This is a genomic window from Brachybacterium sp. UNK5269, from assembly GCF_049266655.1.
In the GTDB taxonomy this organism is placed as follows: domain Bacteria; phylum Actinomycetota; class Actinomycetes; order Actinomycetales; family Dermabacteraceae; genus Brachybacterium.
The window spans coordinates 1669980-1685671 of record NZ_CP184883.1; the positions used below are offsets into that span (position 1 = coordinate 1669980).

Annotated in this window: 11 protein-coding genes and 2 pseudogenes; 9 read left to right on the plus strand and 4 right to left on the minus strand. The window is 73.4% G+C overall.

Annotation, left to right across the window (positions count from 1 at the left end):
* Positions 1–101: 101 nt before the first annotated feature.
* Positions 102–344, plus strand: a complete 243-nt coding sequence (gene secG, locus ACOJUI_RS07680) for a preprotein translocase subunit SecG (RefSeq protein WP_422117636.1) — start codon at positions 102–104, stop codon at positions 342–344.
* 80 nt (positions 345–424) lie between these two features.
* Here the strand turns inward: secG and pgl are convergent, their stop codons facing one another.
* From pgl to tkt, 4 genes and pseudogenes are all read right to left on the minus strand, one after another.
* Positions 425–2137, minus strand: a complete 1713-nt coding sequence (gene pgl, locus ACOJUI_RS07685; RefSeq protein ID WP_422117469.1) for a 6-phosphogluconolactonase — start codon at positions 2135–2137, stop codon at positions 425–427.
* Positions 2134–3697: pseudogene (zwf, locus tag ACOJUI_RS07690) on the minus strand (glucose-6-phosphate dehydrogenase). The gene pgl and the pseudogene zwf overlap by 4 nt, the downstream one beginning before the upstream one ends.
* A gap of 73 nt (positions 3698–3770) precedes the next feature.
* Positions 3771–4883 (minus strand): transaldolase, encoded by a 1113-nt coding sequence (gene tal / locus ACOJUI_RS07695; protein ID WP_422117470.1) that lies wholly within the window; start codon positions 4881–4883, stop codon positions 3771–3773.
* A 115-nt stretch (positions 4884–4998) separates the two neighbouring features.
* Positions 4999–7095, minus strand: a complete 2097-nt coding sequence (tkt, locus tag ACOJUI_RS07700) for a transketolase (RefSeq protein WP_422117471.1) — start codon at positions 7093–7095, stop codon at positions 4999–5001.
* Between the two features lie 302 nt (positions 7096–7397).
* Between tkt and ACOJUI_RS07705 the strand changes: the two genes are divergently transcribed.
* From ACOJUI_RS07705 to ACOJUI_RS07740, 8 genes and pseudogenes are all read left to right on the plus strand, one after another.
* Positions 7398–8351, plus strand: a complete 954-nt coding sequence (locus ACOJUI_RS07705) for a heme o synthase (protein ID WP_422117472.1) — start codon at positions 7398–7400, stop codon at positions 8349–8351.
* A 35-nt stretch (positions 8352–8386) separates the two neighbouring features.
* A complete protein-coding gene (locus ACOJUI_RS07710; protein WP_422117473.1) occupies positions 8387–9346 on the plus strand; it encodes a tyrosine recombinase in 960 nt (319 codons plus the stop codon).
* 172 nt (positions 9347–9518) lie between these two features.
* The gene (locus ACOJUI_RS07715) at positions 9519–10391 is read left to right on the plus strand and encodes a ParA family protein (protein ID WP_422117474.1); all 873 of its coding nucleotides are present in this window, start codon (positions 9519–9521) and stop codon (positions 10389–10391) included.
* A pseudogene (locus ACOJUI_RS07720) lies at positions 10391–11289 on the plus strand (pseudouridine synthase). Before ACOJUI_RS07715 ends, ACOJUI_RS07720 begins: the two are co-directional and overlap by 1 nt.
* Entirely contained in the window at positions 11286–12395 is a 1110-nt protein-coding gene (locus ACOJUI_RS07725; protein ID WP_422117475.1) for a prephenate dehydrogenase, read from the plus strand. The pseudogene ACOJUI_RS07720 and the gene ACOJUI_RS07725 overlap by 4 nt, the downstream one beginning before the upstream one ends.
* 20 nt (positions 12396–12415) lie before the next feature.
* Positions 12416–14626 carry a bifunctional cytidylate kinase/GTPase Der gene (der, locus tag ACOJUI_RS07730; protein ID WP_422117476.1) on the plus strand — a complete coding sequence of 737 codons (2211 nt, stop codon included), beginning with the start codon at positions 12416–12418 and terminating at the stop codon, positions 14624–14626.
* 52 nt (positions 14627–14678) lie between these two features.
* Positions 14679–15359, plus strand: coding sequence for an NINE protein (locus ACOJUI_RS07735; protein WP_422117477.1), 681 nt, complete (start codon positions 14679–14681; stop codon positions 15357–15359).
* Positions 15360–15401: 42 nt separating this feature from the next.
* Positions 15402–15692: a hypothetical protein gene (locus ACOJUI_RS07740; protein WP_422117478.1), complete on the plus strand. Its 291-nt coding sequence runs from the start codon at positions 15402–15404 to the stop codon at positions 15690–15692.

Consider the following 15692-nt stretch of genomic DNA (forward strand, 5'->3'; position numbering starts at 1 on the left):
GGAGCCTCGCACCACACGGGCCGGGCCTTGGCGAGGCCCGGCCCGTGGCGTATGCTGGATCGGTCCGTCAAACTCCGTGGAAGGTGACGCCCCCCGTGGATCTGCCCCTGCTGAAGATCGTCCTCCAGGTCCTGCTGGCCGTGCTCGGCCTGCTCACGATCATGCTCGTGCTCCTGCACAAGGGGCGCGGCGGCGGTCTGTCCGACATGTTCGGCGGCGGGGTCTCCTCCTCCGCGAGCGCCTCCGGCGTCGCCGAGCGCAACCTGAACCGCCTCACGGTCACCCTCGCGGTGGGCTGGGCGCTGTGCGCCGTCGGCCTGAGCGTCCTGGAGCGCTTCCTCTGAGCATCCCGCGCAGCTGAGCAGAAGGGCCGGTCACCACGAGGGTGACCGGCCCTTCTGCCTGCCGCGGGGCAGGGCCCCGCTCAGGCGGGGGTGCGACCCGCCGCGGCCTCGTCGAGGTACCAGACCGTGCTCTCCAGCCCGCGCACGGCCGAGGCCGGCACCTGCCAGGGATCGATCGCGCCGTGGGCGGCCCGCACCGCCTCGGCCTTCTCGGCGCCCGCGACCAGCAGCGCCACGTGCCGCGAGGAGTTCAGCACCGGCCAGGTCAGCGAGATCCGCTCCGCCGGCGGCTTGGGCGAGGCGGTCACCGCGACCGCACTGGCCCCCACCTCCGACTGGTCGGGATGCTCGGGGAACAGCGAGGCGATGTGGCCGTCGGGGCCGACGCCCAGCAGCACCACGTCGAAGAAGGCGCTGCCGCGGGTGCGGAACGGCTCGTCGCCGCCGGCCTGGTTCAGCTGCTGCCCGTACCGGGCGGCGGCCTCCTCGAGGGACATGCCGTCCGAGGGCGAGGGCATCACGTGGATGTTCCGCGCGGGCAGTCCGGCCTCCTGCAGCTGCTCGAGGGCGGCCCGCACCCCCACCTCGTTGCGCTCGTCCGAGTCCGCCTCGACGAAGCGCTCGTCGCCCCACCACAGGTGCAGTCGGCTCACGTCCACGCCGGCCTTCGCGAGCGCCGCGGGCAGCGCCGCGGCGGTCCTCGTGCCGACGGTGCCGCCGGTGAGCACGAGATGCGCGGTCGGTCGCTGCGTGAGCGCCTCGGCGAGCTGGTCCGCGCTGCGGGTGGCGGCGACGCGGGCGACAGCGTCGGTCTCGGCGAGCACCACGTCCGCGCTCGGCGGCTTGCCGGTGGCGAAGGTGGCGGCGTCCTCGATGCCGCTGAAGGCGCGGGCCAGCACCTCGCCGTAGACCTCGTCGGGATCCAGGCGGCGCAGCTCCTCGGCCAGCAGCTCGTCCAGGGTGCGGCGCGGCATGGTGACGTGCTGCTCGGTGTCGTCCCCGGGCAGCTTCAGCAGGATCGACTCGTCGTCGACCCGGGTGAGCTCGATGTCGCCGTCCTCGCGCACCAGGCGCACCCCGTGGATGCCGTTGCTCGGCGCGTCCGCGTCCTCCGGGGCCAGGATCTCGGGCTCGACGCCGAGGGTGTGCTCGAGCCAGGCGGCCATCAGCACCACCGAGGGGTTCTCTGGGGAGCCGGTGACCTGCACCCGGCGGGGGACGGCGACCGGCGGCACCTCGTAGGCGCTCGCGAGCAGTCCGCGCCAGCGGGTCAGCCGCGACCAGGCCAGGTCGGAGTCCCCGTTGGCGTAGCCGCGGCGGAGCCGCTTCAGGGTGCCCAGCGGGTTCCGGCAGGCGGCGGCATCGGTGATCCGGCGCTGCGACATGGAGCCCAGCACGTCGTGGATCGGGGAGGAGGGCGCGCTGCCCGGCCACCAGGTCACGATCGGCGCATCCGGCAGCAGCAGGGCCATCACCAGCGTGTCGAGCGTCGAGAGGTTGTCGCCCCGGGCGTGCAGGATGACGATCTCGCCGGAGCCGGCGTCGCGGCCCACCCGGATCTCGGCGTCCAGGCCGGCGGTCTCGGCCTCCGGATCCGCGTCCACCACGATCACCCGGGCGGGGTGCTCCCGGCTGGCGCTGATGGCCGCCTCGAGGGGGGCCTCCAGGTCGCCGGCGGAGATGATGATGAGGGTGAGCACCCGACCGATGGTGTTCTCGCCGAAGGTCTCCCTCATCTCGATCATCGTCTTGTCGATCGCGGAGGTGGTGGTGTCGGTCAGGGTGGTGATCATGGTCGCCTCCAGGTGCGTCCGTCACGGGTGAGCATCTCGTGAGCGGTGTCGGGGCCCCAGGTGCCGGGGCGGTACGACGCCGGCGCCAGGTGCTGGGCCCAGTACTCGGTGATGGGGTCGAGGATCGCCCAGGACAGCTCGACCTCCTTCTGGCGGGGGAACAGCGGCGGGTCGCCCAGCAGCATGTCCAGGATCAGCCGCTCGTAGGCCTCGGGGGACTTCTCGGTGAAGTTCATGCCGTAGGCGAAGTCCATCGACACGTCCCGCACCTCCATCTGGGTGCCCGGCACCTTCGAGCCGAACCGCATGGTCACGCCCTCGTCGGGCTGGACCCGGATGACGATCGCGTTCTGGCCCAGGTCCGCGGTGTCGGTGGAGCGGAAGGGGAGGAAGGGGGCGCGCTTGAACATCACCGCGATCTCGGTGACGCGCCGGCCCAGGCGCTTCCCGGCGCGCAGGTAGAACGGCACCCCCGCCCAGCGGCGGGTGGCGATGTCCAGCCGCATGGCGGCGAAGGTCTCGGTGGTCGAGTCGGCCGGGATCCCGTCCTCCTCGAGGTACGGGCGCACCTGCTCGCCGCCCTGCCAGCCGCCCACGTACTGGCCGCGGGCGGTATGGGCTGCGAGGTCCTCCGGCAGCTCGACGGCGGCGAGCACCTTCTCCTTCTCGGCCCGCAGGTCGGCGGCGCGGAAGGAGACCGGCTCCTCCATCGCCGTCAGCGCCAGCAGCTGCAGCAGGTGGTTCTGGATGACGTCGCGGGCGGTGCCGATGCCGTCGTAGTACCCGGCGCGGGAGCCGATGCCGATGTCCTCGGCCATCGTGATCTGCACGTGGTCGACGTAGTGAGAGTTCCAGATCGGCTCGAACAGCTGGTTGGAGAACCGCAGCGCGAGGATGTTCTGGACGGTCTCCTTGCCCAGGTAGTGGTCGATGCGGAAGACGTCCTCGGGGCGGAACGCCTGCTCGACCACCTCATTGAGCTCGCGGGCGGAGGCGAGGTCGTGCCCGAAGGGCTTCTCGATGACCACCCGGCGCCAGGAGCCGTCCCGGGGGGTGTTGAGCCCGGAGTTCGCCAGCTGTCCGCAGACCTGCGGGAAGGCGTCCGGCGGGATCGAGAGGTAGAAGGCGTGGTTGCCGCCGGTGCCGCGGGTGCGGTCCAGCTCGCCGACCACCTCGGTGAGCCGCTCGAAGGCGGCGGTGTCGTCGAAGGTGCCGGTGACGAAGCGGAGGCCGCCCGCGCAGCTGCTCGAAGACGTTCTCGGAGAAGCCGGTGCGGGAGTGCTCGGAGACGCTCTTGCGCACGTACTCGGCGAAGTCGTCGTCGGACCAGTCGCGGCGACCGAAGCCGACCAGGCCGAAGCTGGGGGGCAGCAGGCCGCGGTGGGTGAGGTCGTAGAGCGCCGGCAGCAGCTTCTTGCGCGCGAGGTCGCCGGTGACGCCGAACATCACCATGGAGCTGGGGCCCGCGATCAGGGGCAGCCGACGGTCGCGCGGGTCGCGCAGCGGATTGTCGATCTCGGGCGCCTCGGCGGCGCCCGAAGAGGTGCGGGTATCGGTCACGATGGTCCTTTCTCGGACACGGACGAGACGAGCACGGCCCGCCCCGGCGGGCAGGGCCGTGCTCGTCGAGGGCTCAGGCGCGGGTGTCGTCGATGGTCGCCGACACGGTGGCCAGGAGCTCCTCCCAGGCCTTCTCGAACTTCTCGACGCCCTCGCGCTCGAGCAGCGCGAAGACGTCGGCCAGGTCCACCCCGGCGTCGGCGACGCGCGCGAGCACGCCCTCGGCGGAGGCGGCGGTCTCGGCCGACAGCGGGGCCTTGAGCTCGGAGTGCTCGGCGACCGCCTCGAGGGTCTTCTCCGGCATGGTGTTCACGCACGGATCGGCGACCAGGTGGTCGACGTACAGGGTGTCGGGGTACTCCGGGTTCTTCACCCCGGTGGACGCCCACAGCGGACGCTGCACGTTCGCGCCCTGCGCCGCGAGCGCCTGGAAGCGCTCGGAGCCGAAGGCCACGAGGTACTCCCCGAAGGCGGCCTGGGCGTTGGCGACCCCGGCGCTGCCGCGCAGGGTCTCCGCCTCGCCGCCGAGGGCCTCCAGGCGCTGGTCGATCTCCGCGTCCACGCGGGAGACGAAGAACGAGGCCACGGAGTGGATCTTCGCGAGGTCGTGCCCGGCCGCCGCGGCCTGCTCGAGGCCGGTGAGGTAGGCCTCGATGACCTCCAGGTAGCGCGCGACCGAGAAGATCAGGGTGACGTTGACGCTGATGCCGTCGGCGATGGCCGCGGTGATCGCGGGCAGCCCGGCGTCGGTGGCGGGGATCTTGACCATGACGTTCTCGCGGTCCACCACGTCGCGCAGGTGCTTGGCCTGGGCGATGGTCCGCTCGGTGTCATGGGCGGCCCGGGGGTCGACCTCGATGCTGACCCGGCCGTCGAAGCCGCCGCTGGCGGTGAACAGGTCGGAGAAGAGGTCGGCGGCGCGGCGCACGTCGTCGGTGGTGAGCACCTCGACGATCGCGTCGACGTCCCGGCCCTCGCCGGCGAGGCGGGCGATGTCCGCGTCGTACTCGGAGCGGCCGGAGATCGCGGCCTGGAAGATCGAGGGGTTGGTGGTCACGCCGACGACGTTGCGGGACTCGATGAGCTCCTGCAGGTTGCCGGAGCTCATCCGCTGCCGGGAGAGGTCGTCGAGCCAGATGGACACGCCGGCGTCGGAGAGGGTCTGGGTGCGGGGGTTCTGGGTCATGGGAGTTCCTTCCGGGCGCCGAGCGCCCTGTGGCGAACTGCTGGGGTCCCCGTGGCCGGCACGGGGCGGCGACGGGGGAGCGGGGCGGGGCCCGTGGGCCCCGCCCCGCCGGGGATCAGGCGCCGGCCGCCGCGATCGAGTCCCGTGCGGCCTCGACGACCGCCTCGGCGGTGAAGCCGAACTTCTCGAACAGGGTGCCCGCATCGGCCGAGGCACCGTAGTGCTCGAGCGAGACGGCCCGGCCGTGGGTGCCCAGGAAGCGGTGCCACGGCATCGCGATGCCGGCCTCGACGCTCACGCGCGCGGTCACCGACGACGGCAGCACCGACTCCCGGTAGTCCTCGTCCTGCTCGTCGAACCACTCGATCGACGGCATCGAGACCAGCCGGGTGGGCACGCCCTCGGCCTCGAGCAGGCGCTGCGCCTCGGCGGCGTACTGCACCTCGGAGCCGGTGGCGATGAGGATGACCTGCGGCGCGGCCGAGGCGTCCTTCATGATGTAGCCGCCGCGGGCCAGGCCGTCGGCCGCGGCGTACTCGCTGCGGTCGAAGGTCGGCATCGCCTGGCGGCTGAGGATCAGGCCCACGGGCCCGTGGTCGCGCTCCAGCAGCGCCTTCCAGGCCGCGGCGGTCTCGTTGGCGTCGGCCGGACGCACGATCGACAGGTTCGGGATCGCCCGGTAGGCGGCCAGGTGCTCGACCGGCTGGTGGGTGGGGCCGTCCTCGCCCAGGCCGATGGAGTCGTGGGTCCACACGTAGGTGGCCGGGACCTTCATCAGGGAGGCCAGGCGCACCGCGCCGCGCATGTAGTCGGCGAACTGGAAGAAGGTGCCGCCGTAGGGGCGGGTCAGGCCGTGCAGGGAGATCCCGGAGAGGATCGCGCCCATGCCGTGCTCGCGGATGCCGAAGTGCAGCGTGCGGCCGTACTGGTCGCCGGAGAACTGCTCGGAGCCGATCTCGGCGGGCAGGAAGGACGGCTCGCCCTTCATGGTGGTGTTGTTCGAGCCGGCGAGGTCGGCGGAGCCGCCCCACAGCTCCGGCATCACCGGGGCGAGGGCCTCGAGGACCTTGCCGGAGGCGGCGCGCGTGGCGATGCCCTTGGCGTCGGCCTCGAAGACCGGGAAGGCCTCGGCGAAGCCCTCGGGCAGCTCGCGGGCGCGCAGGCGCTCCAGCAGCGCGGCGCGCTCGGGGTGGGCGGTGCGCCAGGCCTGGAAGCCCTCCTCCCACTGCGCCTTGGCGGCGGCGGCGCGCTCGGCGAGGCCGCGGGTGTGGGCCAGGACCTCCTCGTCGACCTGGAACTGGCGCTCCGGGTCGAAGCCGACGGCGGTCTTCAGGCCCGCGACGCCCTCGGCGCCGAGCTTGGCGCCGTGGACGCCGTGGGTGCCGGCCAGCTCCGGGATCGGCCAGCCGATGACGGTGCGCAGGCGGATGAAGGTGGGCTTGTCGGTGACCTGCTGGCCCTCGAGGATCGCGGCCTTCAGCGCGGCGACGTCCTCGACGTACTCGGTGCCGCCCTGGGTCCAGTCCACCGTGCGGACGTCCCAGCCGTAGGCCGCGTAGCGAGCGGCGGTGTCCTCGGTGAAGGCGATCGAGGTGTCGCCCTCGATGGAGATCTCGTTGTCGTCCCAGATCACGATCAGGTTGCCGAGCTGCTGGGTGCCGGCGAGCGAGCTGGCCTCGCTGCTGACGCCCTCCTGCAGGTCGCCGTCCGAGGCGATCACGTAGGTGAAGTGGTCGAAGGGGCTGGTGCCCGGGGCGGCCTCGGGGTCGAGCAGGCCGCGCTCGCGGCGCTGGGCCATCGCGAAGCCGACCGCCGAGGAGATGCCCTGGCCGAGCGGACCGGTGGTGATCTCCACGCCGTCGGTGAGGAAGTTCTCCGGGTGGCCCGGCGTCTTCGAGCCCCAGGTGCGCAGCTGCGCGATGTCCTCGACCTCGAGGCCGAAGCCGCCGAGGAACAGCTGGATGTACTGGGTGAGGCTGGAGTGCCCGGCGGAGAGCACGAAGCGGTCCCGACCCAGCCAGTCCAGGTCGGTCGGGTCGTGGCGCATGACGTCCTGGTAGAGCAGGTACGCGGCGGGGGCCAGGCTCACCGCGGTGCCGGGGTGGCCGTTGCCAACCTTCTCCACGGCGTCGGCGGCCAGGACGCGCCCGGTGTCGATCGCGCGCTTGTCCAGCTCGGTCCAGCCCTCGGGGGCCTTGAAGGTCTCTGTCACGTCGAGTGTTCCTTTCGCGGGGTGCGGCCGCGGCGGCCGCTGGCATCGGATGGCCTCGCGGACCGTCCCCGCACGCACACGTCGACGAGGGGGGTCCTGCACGAGGCGACGTCGCCCACCTTAGTCGTGGCGGCCCGCAGGCGTCGCCCCGGTCCAGGCTGTTGCCGCAGGGGACGGTGCGCGGTCTCACCTGTGGCGCAGCGCCATCGCGGGGAGCGTCGGCCTAGACTGGCGGGGTTCACGCGACGACTGCGTCGTTCACGCGACGACCGCGTCGCGCTCAGCAGGAAGGACGGTGGGCGGTGACCGCCACCCAGGGAGCTTCGCTCCGCAGCACCGGTCAGGGCGGTGAGGGGACCCCGCAGCGGTCCGTCCGCTCCGTCATCCGCAGCTATGTGGCGCTGACCAAGCCCCGCATCATCGAGCTGCTGCTGATCACCACCATCCCCACCATGTTCCTGGCCGCGGGCGGGTTCCCCTCGCTGTGGCTGATCCTGGCCACCATGATCGGCGGCTACCTCGCCGCGGGCGGCGCGAACGCGCTGAACATGTACCTCGAGCGCGACATCGACGCGAAGATGAAGCGGACGCGGAACCGGCCCCTGGTGACGGGGGCGATCTCGCCCCGCGCCGGGCTGACCTTCGGCATCGTGCTCTCGATCGTCTCCGCGCTCTGGCTGGGGCTGCTGGTGAACTGGATGTCCGCCGCCCTCGCGGTGGGCGCGATCCTGCTCTACGTCGTCTTCTACACGATGATCCTCAAGCGCCGCACCAGCCAGAACATCGTCTGGGGCGGGGTGGCCGGCTGCATGCCGGTGCTGATCGGCTGGTCGGCGGTGACCGGGACGGTTTCCTGGACCGCCGTGCTGCTGTTCCTGGTGATCTTCTTCTGGACCCCGCCGCACTACTGGCCGCTGGCCGAGAAGTTCTCCGCGGACTACGCCAACGCCGGGGTGCCGATGCTCCCCGTGGTCGCCTCCCGCGGCAGCGTGGCTGGCCAGATGATCATGCACACCGCCCTGATGATCGCCGCCAGCCTCGCGATCATCCCGCTGGGGCACACCGGCTGGGTCTACGGCGCGGCCGCCGTCGGCGCCGGCGCCTGGTTCGGCTTCCTCGTGATCCGCTACGCCGTGCGCGTGCGCCGCGGCCTCAGCGGCAAGGAGCTCGCCCCGATGACGGTCTTCCACGGCTCGATCACCTACCTCACCGTGCTGTTCGTGGCCCTGGCGATCGATCCCTTCGTCACCCTGTGAGCCCGGGCGCAGACCCGCCCCCTCCCGGGGAGGCGATGCTGCGCCCCGGTGACCGACGGATCCTCGAGGAGTACCTGAGCCATCTGCGAATCGAGCGCGGGCTCGCCGCCAACACCCTGGCCGCCTACCGCCGCGACCTCACCCGCTACCTCGCCGCCCTCGCCCGCGAGGACGTCGATCCCGCCGCCGTCGTCCCCCAGCGGCTCGGGGACTGGCTGCAGGCGCTGCGCACCGGCGCCGACCGCGGCAGCCCGCTCTCGGCCGCCTCGGCCGCCCGCTCCCTGGCGGCGGTGCGCGGCCTGCACGCCTTCCTCGACGCCGAGCGGCTCTCCACCACCGGCGACCCCTCCCGCCTCGTGCCCACCCCGGCGCTGCCGGCGCGGCTGCCCCACCCCCTGAGCATCGACCAGGTCGAGGCGCTGATCGAGGCCGCCGGGCGCCCGGGCACCGGGCGCGACGCCACCGAGCGGGCGCTGCGCGACCGCGCCCTGCTCGAGCTGCTGTACGGGCTGGGGGCCCGCATCTCCGAGGCCACCGGGCTGGACCTGGACGACCTCGACGCCGCAGAGCGCTCGGCCCTGCTGCGCGGCAAGGGCGGTCGGCACCGGGTGGTGCCCGTCGGCCGCTGCGCGCTCGAGGCGCTCGCGGCGTACCTGACCCGTGGCCGCCCCGCCCTGGCCGCCCGCGGCGCCGGCACCCCGGCGCTCTTCCTGGGCTCCCGCGGCACCCGCCTGACCCGCCAGGCCGCCTGGCAGATCGTGCAGCGGGCCGCCGCGGCCGCCGACCTCACCGACCTGCCCGAGCCGATCAGCCCCCACACCCTGCGCCACTCCTACGCCACCCACCTGCTGCACGGCGGAGCCGACGTGCGCAGCGTGCAGGAGCTGCTGGGCCACGCCTCGGTCACCACCACCCAGCTGTACACCCAGGTCACCGTCGACTCGTTGCGCGAGGCCCATGCCGGCGCCCACCCCCGGGCGCGGCGGGGGGCTTAGACTTGTCCGGCACGACGCCCCCGCTCGGCCCCCGGCCGCGGGAGCGTCGACCACGAGACATCGACGGCCCGCCGCGGCCGCCGCGTCCCGGGCCGGACCGGAGCCCCTCCGGCCCCCTGGCGGCTCGCTCCGCGCCCGCACCAGACCACGACGCCGACGACAGGACACCGACGTGAGCCCGACCTCCCCCCGCCAGCTGGACATCGACCTCGGCCCCACCGGCCGCCCGATGCCCGAGCTCCCGGAGCCGGCCCCGCTCGACGGACACGGCCCGGCCCGGATCATCTCCCTGGTCAACCAGAAGGGCGGGGTGGGCAAGACCACCAGCGTGATCAACCTGGGCGCGGCGCTGGCCGAGCTCGGCCGCAAGGTGCTGCTGGTGGACCTGGACCCGCAGGGCGCGCTCAGCGCCGGCACCGGGGTCAGCCCCTACGACCTCGACCTGACCGTCTACAACCTGCTGATGGAGCGGGGGCACGAGATCCGCGACGTCATCCAGCAGACCCCCACCGAGAACCTCGACGTGCTGCCGGCCAACATCGACCTCTCCGCCGCCGAGGTCACCCTGGTCAACGAGGTCGCCCGGGAGATGGCGCTGGCGCGCGTGCTGCGCCCGGTGACCGACGAGTACGACGTGATCCTGATCGACTGCCAGCCCTCGCTGGGCCTGCTGACGGTCAACGCCCTGGCCGCCAGCCACGGGGTGATCATCCCGCTGGAGGCCGAGTACTTCGCGCTGCGCGGCGTGGCCCTGCTGGTCGAGACCATCGAGAAGGTGCAGGACCGCATCAACCCGCGCCTCGAGCTCGACGGCATCGTCATCACCATGTTCGACCCGCGCACCCTCCACGCCCGCGAGGTCTGCCAGCGGGTGGTCGAGGCCTTCCCCGACAAGGTCTTCCACACCACCATCAACCGCACCGTGAAGTTCCCGGACGCCTCCGTGGCCGCCGAGCCGATCACCTCCTACGCGCCCGCGAACCGCGGCGCCGAGGCGTACCGCCAGCTCGCCCGGGAGCTCATCTCCCGCGGCGGCGCGGCCTGATGGCCGCCGACCGGCCGGGCGGGGGGCGCCCCGCGCACGGCGGCTCCCGGCCGCAGCGGCGCCGCAGCGCCTTCACCCCGCCGCGGAAGGTGCGCCTGCGCGATGAGCAGGGCACCGCGCTGCCTGCGCCGCGGGGGACCGCGGAGGACGCCGCCGACCAGCACCGGGAGGACGGCGAGCGGCTGCAGAAGGTGCTGGCCAGAGCCGGCTTCGGCTCCCGCCGCGCCTGCGAGGCGCTGATCTCCGGCGGCCGGGTGATGGTCGACGGCGTCGTGGTGCGCGAGCAGGGGTGCGCATCGACCCCGCCGCGCAGGTGGTCCACGTCGACGGGCGCCGCCTGCAGCTGGACGAGACCAAGGTGACCCTGGCGCTGAACAAGCCCCGCCAGGTGGTCTCCGCGATGAGCGACCCCGAGGGGCGGCGCGACCTGTCCGAGTTCACCGCGGGCTACTCGCAGCGCCTCTTCCACGTGGGCCGGCTGGACGCCGAGACCGAGGGCCTGCTGCTGCTGACCAACGACGGGGAGCTCGCCCATCGCCTCACCCACCCCAGCTTCGCGGTCGAGAAGACCTACGTGTGCCGCTTCGACGCCCCCGGCGGCCCGCCCCGCGGACTGGTCAGGGCGCTGCGCGAAGGGGTCGAGCTCGAGGACGGGCCCGCCCGCGCCGACCGCGCCCGGGTGCTCGCCCAGGACGGCCGCGAGGCCGTGGTCGAGGTGACGCTCCACGAGGGCCGGAACCGCATCGTGCGGCGCATGTTCGCCTCCCAGGGCTTCGAGCTGACCGCGCTCGTGCGCACCCGGATCGGCCCGGTGCTGCTCGGGGACCTCGCCCCGGGGGGCACCCGGGAGCTGACCGGCCGCGAGCTCGGCACCCTGATGGCGGAGGTGGGCCTGTGAGGACGCTGGTCCCCTCCCCGGTGCGCATCATCGGCACCGGGCTGATCGGCGGCTCCCTGGGCATGGCGCTGAGCGGGGCCGGGGTCCCGGTGCAGGTCGAGGACGTCTCCCCGGGCACCACCGCGCTGGCCGTCGAGCTGGGGGTGGGGGCGCTGCCCGCCCCCGAGGACGAGGACCCGGCGCTGGTGCTGGTGGCCGCCCCGCCCGACGTCGCCGCCGCGCTCGTGGACCGCGCGCTGCGCAGCTGGCCGCAGGCACTGGTCTCCGACGTCGCGAGCGTCAAGACCACCGTCCTGGAGGGGCTGCGCGAGCGCGCCCGCCCCGCGGACCTGCCCCGCTACATCGGCGGCCACCCGATGGCCGGACGCGAGGTCTCCGGGCTGATCGCCGCCCGCGCCGACCTGTTCCAGGGGCGCCCCTTCGTGGTGGTCCCGCACGAGCGCACGCTCCCCGAGGCGGTCACCGCCCTGCGGGGGCTCGCCACCGAGATCGGCGCGGTGCCGGTCACCCTCGACGCCGCCTCCCACGACATCGCCGTCGCCCAGGTCTCCCACGTGCCGCAGGTGATGGCGAGCCTGCTGGGGGCGACCCTGCTGGAGCCCACCGAGACCGCGCTGGGCCTGTCCGGCCAGGGCCTGCGCGACACCACCCGCATCGCCGACTCCGACCCCCGGCTGTGGGTCGAGATCCTCGGCGCCAACGCCGCCGCGGTCGCCGCAGTGCTCTCCCCGGTCCAGGAGCGCCTGACGGCGGTGCTGGCCGCGCTCGACTCGCTGACCGGCTCCCCGGACCCCGCCCGCGGCTCCCGCCGCGCCCTCGCCGACCTCATCGCCGACGGCAACCGCGGCGTGCGGCGCATCCCCGGCAAGCACGGCGGCCGCACCGACGCCTTCGCGACCCTGGTGGTGCTGGTGCCGGACCGTCCGGGGGAGCTGGCCCGGCTGCTGACGGAGATCGGACAGATCGGCGTCAACCTCGAGGACCTCCGGCTCGAGCACGAGCTGGGCCGGGCCGTGGGCCTCGCGCACATCGCGATCGACGCCTCCCGTGAGGAGCTGCTCACGCGGGAGCTCGCCGAACGCGGATGGACCGTGGCCGAGGCCTGAGCGGCACGTATCCTTCAGGGATGCACACCAGCGCGCCGCACGACCCGTCCCCGGGCATCACCATCGCGATCGACGGACCGGCCGGATCGGGCAAGTCCACCGTCTCCCGCCTGCTCGCCGCGGCGGTCGACGGCGGCATCGTCGACACCGGCGCCATGTACCGCGCCGTCGCCTGGTACTGCCTCGAGCACGGGATCGACCTCGCGGACCGCGAGGCGGTCGCACAGGTCGCCGAGCAGCTCGACCTGCAGCTCGGCACCGACCCCGAGGGCGCGACCGTCGTCGTCGACGGCGCCGACATCACCGGGCAGATCCGCACCGAGCGGATCTCCCAGCAGGTCAGCCGCGTCGCCACCAACACCCTGGTGCGCGCGATCCTGCAGCGCCGCCAGCGCGAGCTGCTGTTCGCCACCGCCGCCCAGCGCGGCTTCGGCATCGCCGAGGGCCGCGACATCACCACCGTCGTCGCCCCTGATGCGCATGTGCGGGTGCTGCTCACCGCCTCGGACGAGGAGCGGATGCGCCGCCGCGCCGCCGAGCTCGACCTCGTCGACAGCGAGGACACCCGCGCCCGCATGGCCGACCAGGTGCTGCGCCGCGACCGCGACGACTCCACGGTCTCGCAGTTCCTCACCGCCGCCGAGGGCGTCGAGGCGGTGGACACCACCGGTCTCGGGATCGAGGAGGTCGTCGAGCGGATCCTGCACCTCGTCGCCGCGGCCGAGTCCGCGCAGGAGGACGCGCTGCACGGGCCGGCCCAGCCGCTGCTCGCGCAGCCCGGCGGGCAGGGCGAGGGGCCCACCGACCAGGCCATCGAGTCCGCGCTGCGGGCGGGCCTGTCCGACTACGAGCTCGACGACGAGGACCTGGCGCTGCTGGAGGACGAGGAGGGCGAGAGCGTCATCCCCGAGGTCCGGCGCAACCTGCCCGTGGTGGCGGTCGTCGGCCGCCCCAACGTCGGCAAGTCCACCCTCGTCAACCGCATCCTCGGCCGCCGCGAGGCCGTCGTCGAGGATCGCCCCGGGGTCACCCGCGACCGCGTCTTCTACGAGGCCGAATGGGCCGGCACCGACTTCTGGCTGGTGGACACCGGCGGCTGGGAGGAGCGCGTCCAGGGCATGGCCTACCGCGTGGCCGAGCAGGCCGAGGTCGCCGTCTCCCTCGCGGACGTGGTGATGTTCATCGTCGACGCGAACGTCGGCATCACCACCACCGACGAGCAGCTGCTGAAGGTGCTGCGCAAGGCGAAGGTGCCGATCGTGCTGGTCGCCAACAAGGTCGACGACGCGCGCGGCGAGCTCGAGGCCGCGGCGCTGTGGAATCTGGGGCTGGGGGAGCCGTACGCGGTCTCGGCCCTGCACGGCCGCGGCTCCGGCGACCTGCTGGACGCCGTGGTCGCGGCGATGCCCGAGGAGGGCCGCGGCGCGCCGGTGGACCACGGACCCCGCCGGGTCGCCCTGGTGGGCCGGCCCAACGTCGGCAAGTCCTCGCTGCTGAACCGGCTTGCCCGGGAGCAGCGCGTGGTGGTCGACGACGAGGCCGGCACCACCCGCGACCCGGTCGACGAGAAGATCACCCTCGGCGGCAAGGAGTGGACGTTCGTGGACACCGCCGGCATCCGCCGCCGCGTGCTCCAGTCCCAGGGCGCCGACTACTACGCCTCCCTGCGCACCCGGGCGGCGCTGGACCGCGCGGAGGTCGCGGTGGTGCTGCTCGAGGCCTCCGAGCCCATCTCCACCCAGGACCTCAAGATTATCGACATGGTCCTCGAGTCCGGCCGTGCCCTGGTGCTGGCCTTCAACAAGTGGGACCTGCTGGACGAGGAGCGCCACCGCACCCTCGAGCGGGAGATCGAGCAGGACCTCGCCCATGTCGCCTGGGCGCCGCGGGTGAACATCTCCGCCCAGACCGGTCGTCACGCCGAGAAGCTGGTGCCCGCGATCGAGAAGGCGCTCGAGTCCTGGGACCGCCGCATCCCCACCGGCCGCCTCAACGCCTTCCTGGGCACCCTGGTCGCCGCCCATCCGCACCCGCTGCGCGGCGGCAAGCAGTCCCGCATCCTCTTCGCGACCCAGGCCCGCACCCGTCCGCCCCGCTTCGTGATCTTCGCCAGCGGCTTCCTCGAGCACGGCTACCGCAGGTTCATCGAGCGCCGTCTGCGCGAGGACTTCGACTTCACCGGCTCGCCGATCGTGATCGGCGTGCGCATCCGCGAGAAGCGCCGCGGCTGAGCCCGGCCACCGGGGATGCCGGGGCGCCCGGTGACCACGTATCGTGGTCGCCATGAGCAACCCCGGCGACCACGGCTCCTGGAACCCCCAGGGGAACGACGACGCGCAGCAGCCCCCGCAGCAGGACCCCTGGGCCCAGCCGCCGGCGGACCAGCAGCAGTACGGCCAGCAGGACCCGTACGGCCAGCAGGAGCCGTACGGCCAGCCGGGGGCCGACCCGCAGGGCGCCGTGCCCCAGGACCCGTACGGCCAGCCGGCAGCCGGCGACCAGGGCCAGTACGGACAGCAGGGCGGGTATGGCGAGCAGGACCCGTACGGCCAGCAGGACCCCTACGGCCAGCAGGGCGCTCCGCAGGACCCCTTCGCCGCGTCCTCCGGCCCCTCGGCCTCGGACCCCTACGGGCAGGGCACCAACCAGCCCCAGTACGGCGCCGGGACCGGCGCGCAGGGCGCGGGCTACGGCGCGCCGAGCGGAGGCCCCGCTCCGGCCGGACCGGCCCCCGCGGGCGCGGCCCCGAGCCGACTGGTGGTCGGCCTGCTGGGCATCTTCCTGGGCGGCTTCGGCGTGCACCGCTTCCTGCTGGGCTACACCACCATCGGCATCATCCAGATCGTCGTCACCCTGATCACCTGCGGACTCGGGGCCTGGTGGGGAATCATCGAGGGCATCATGGTGCTCGCCAAGGCGCAGGCCTTCGAGCGCGACGCCCACGGCCGTCCGCTGGCGGACTGACCGCCGAGCCCACACCGAGCGACGAGGACACCCCGCACCGCGATGAGCCATCACCCCCAGCCGGCGGCGCCGGACCAGAGCTCGATCCAGACCAGCGCGATCATCCTGATCGTGGTGGGCTTCCTCTGCGGCGCCATGATCCCGGCGATCTTCGGGATCATCGCGCTGGTGCAGATGAACACCGACCCGGCCTCGGCGCGGACGATGAACAAGGTCGGCTGGATCATCTTCTGGGTCATCATCGGGCTGGGGATCCTCGCGGTGATCGCCTACGTCGTGTTCTTCGTGGTGGTGTTCGGACTGGCCGCGCTGCCGACGCTGCTCTCGGTCTGA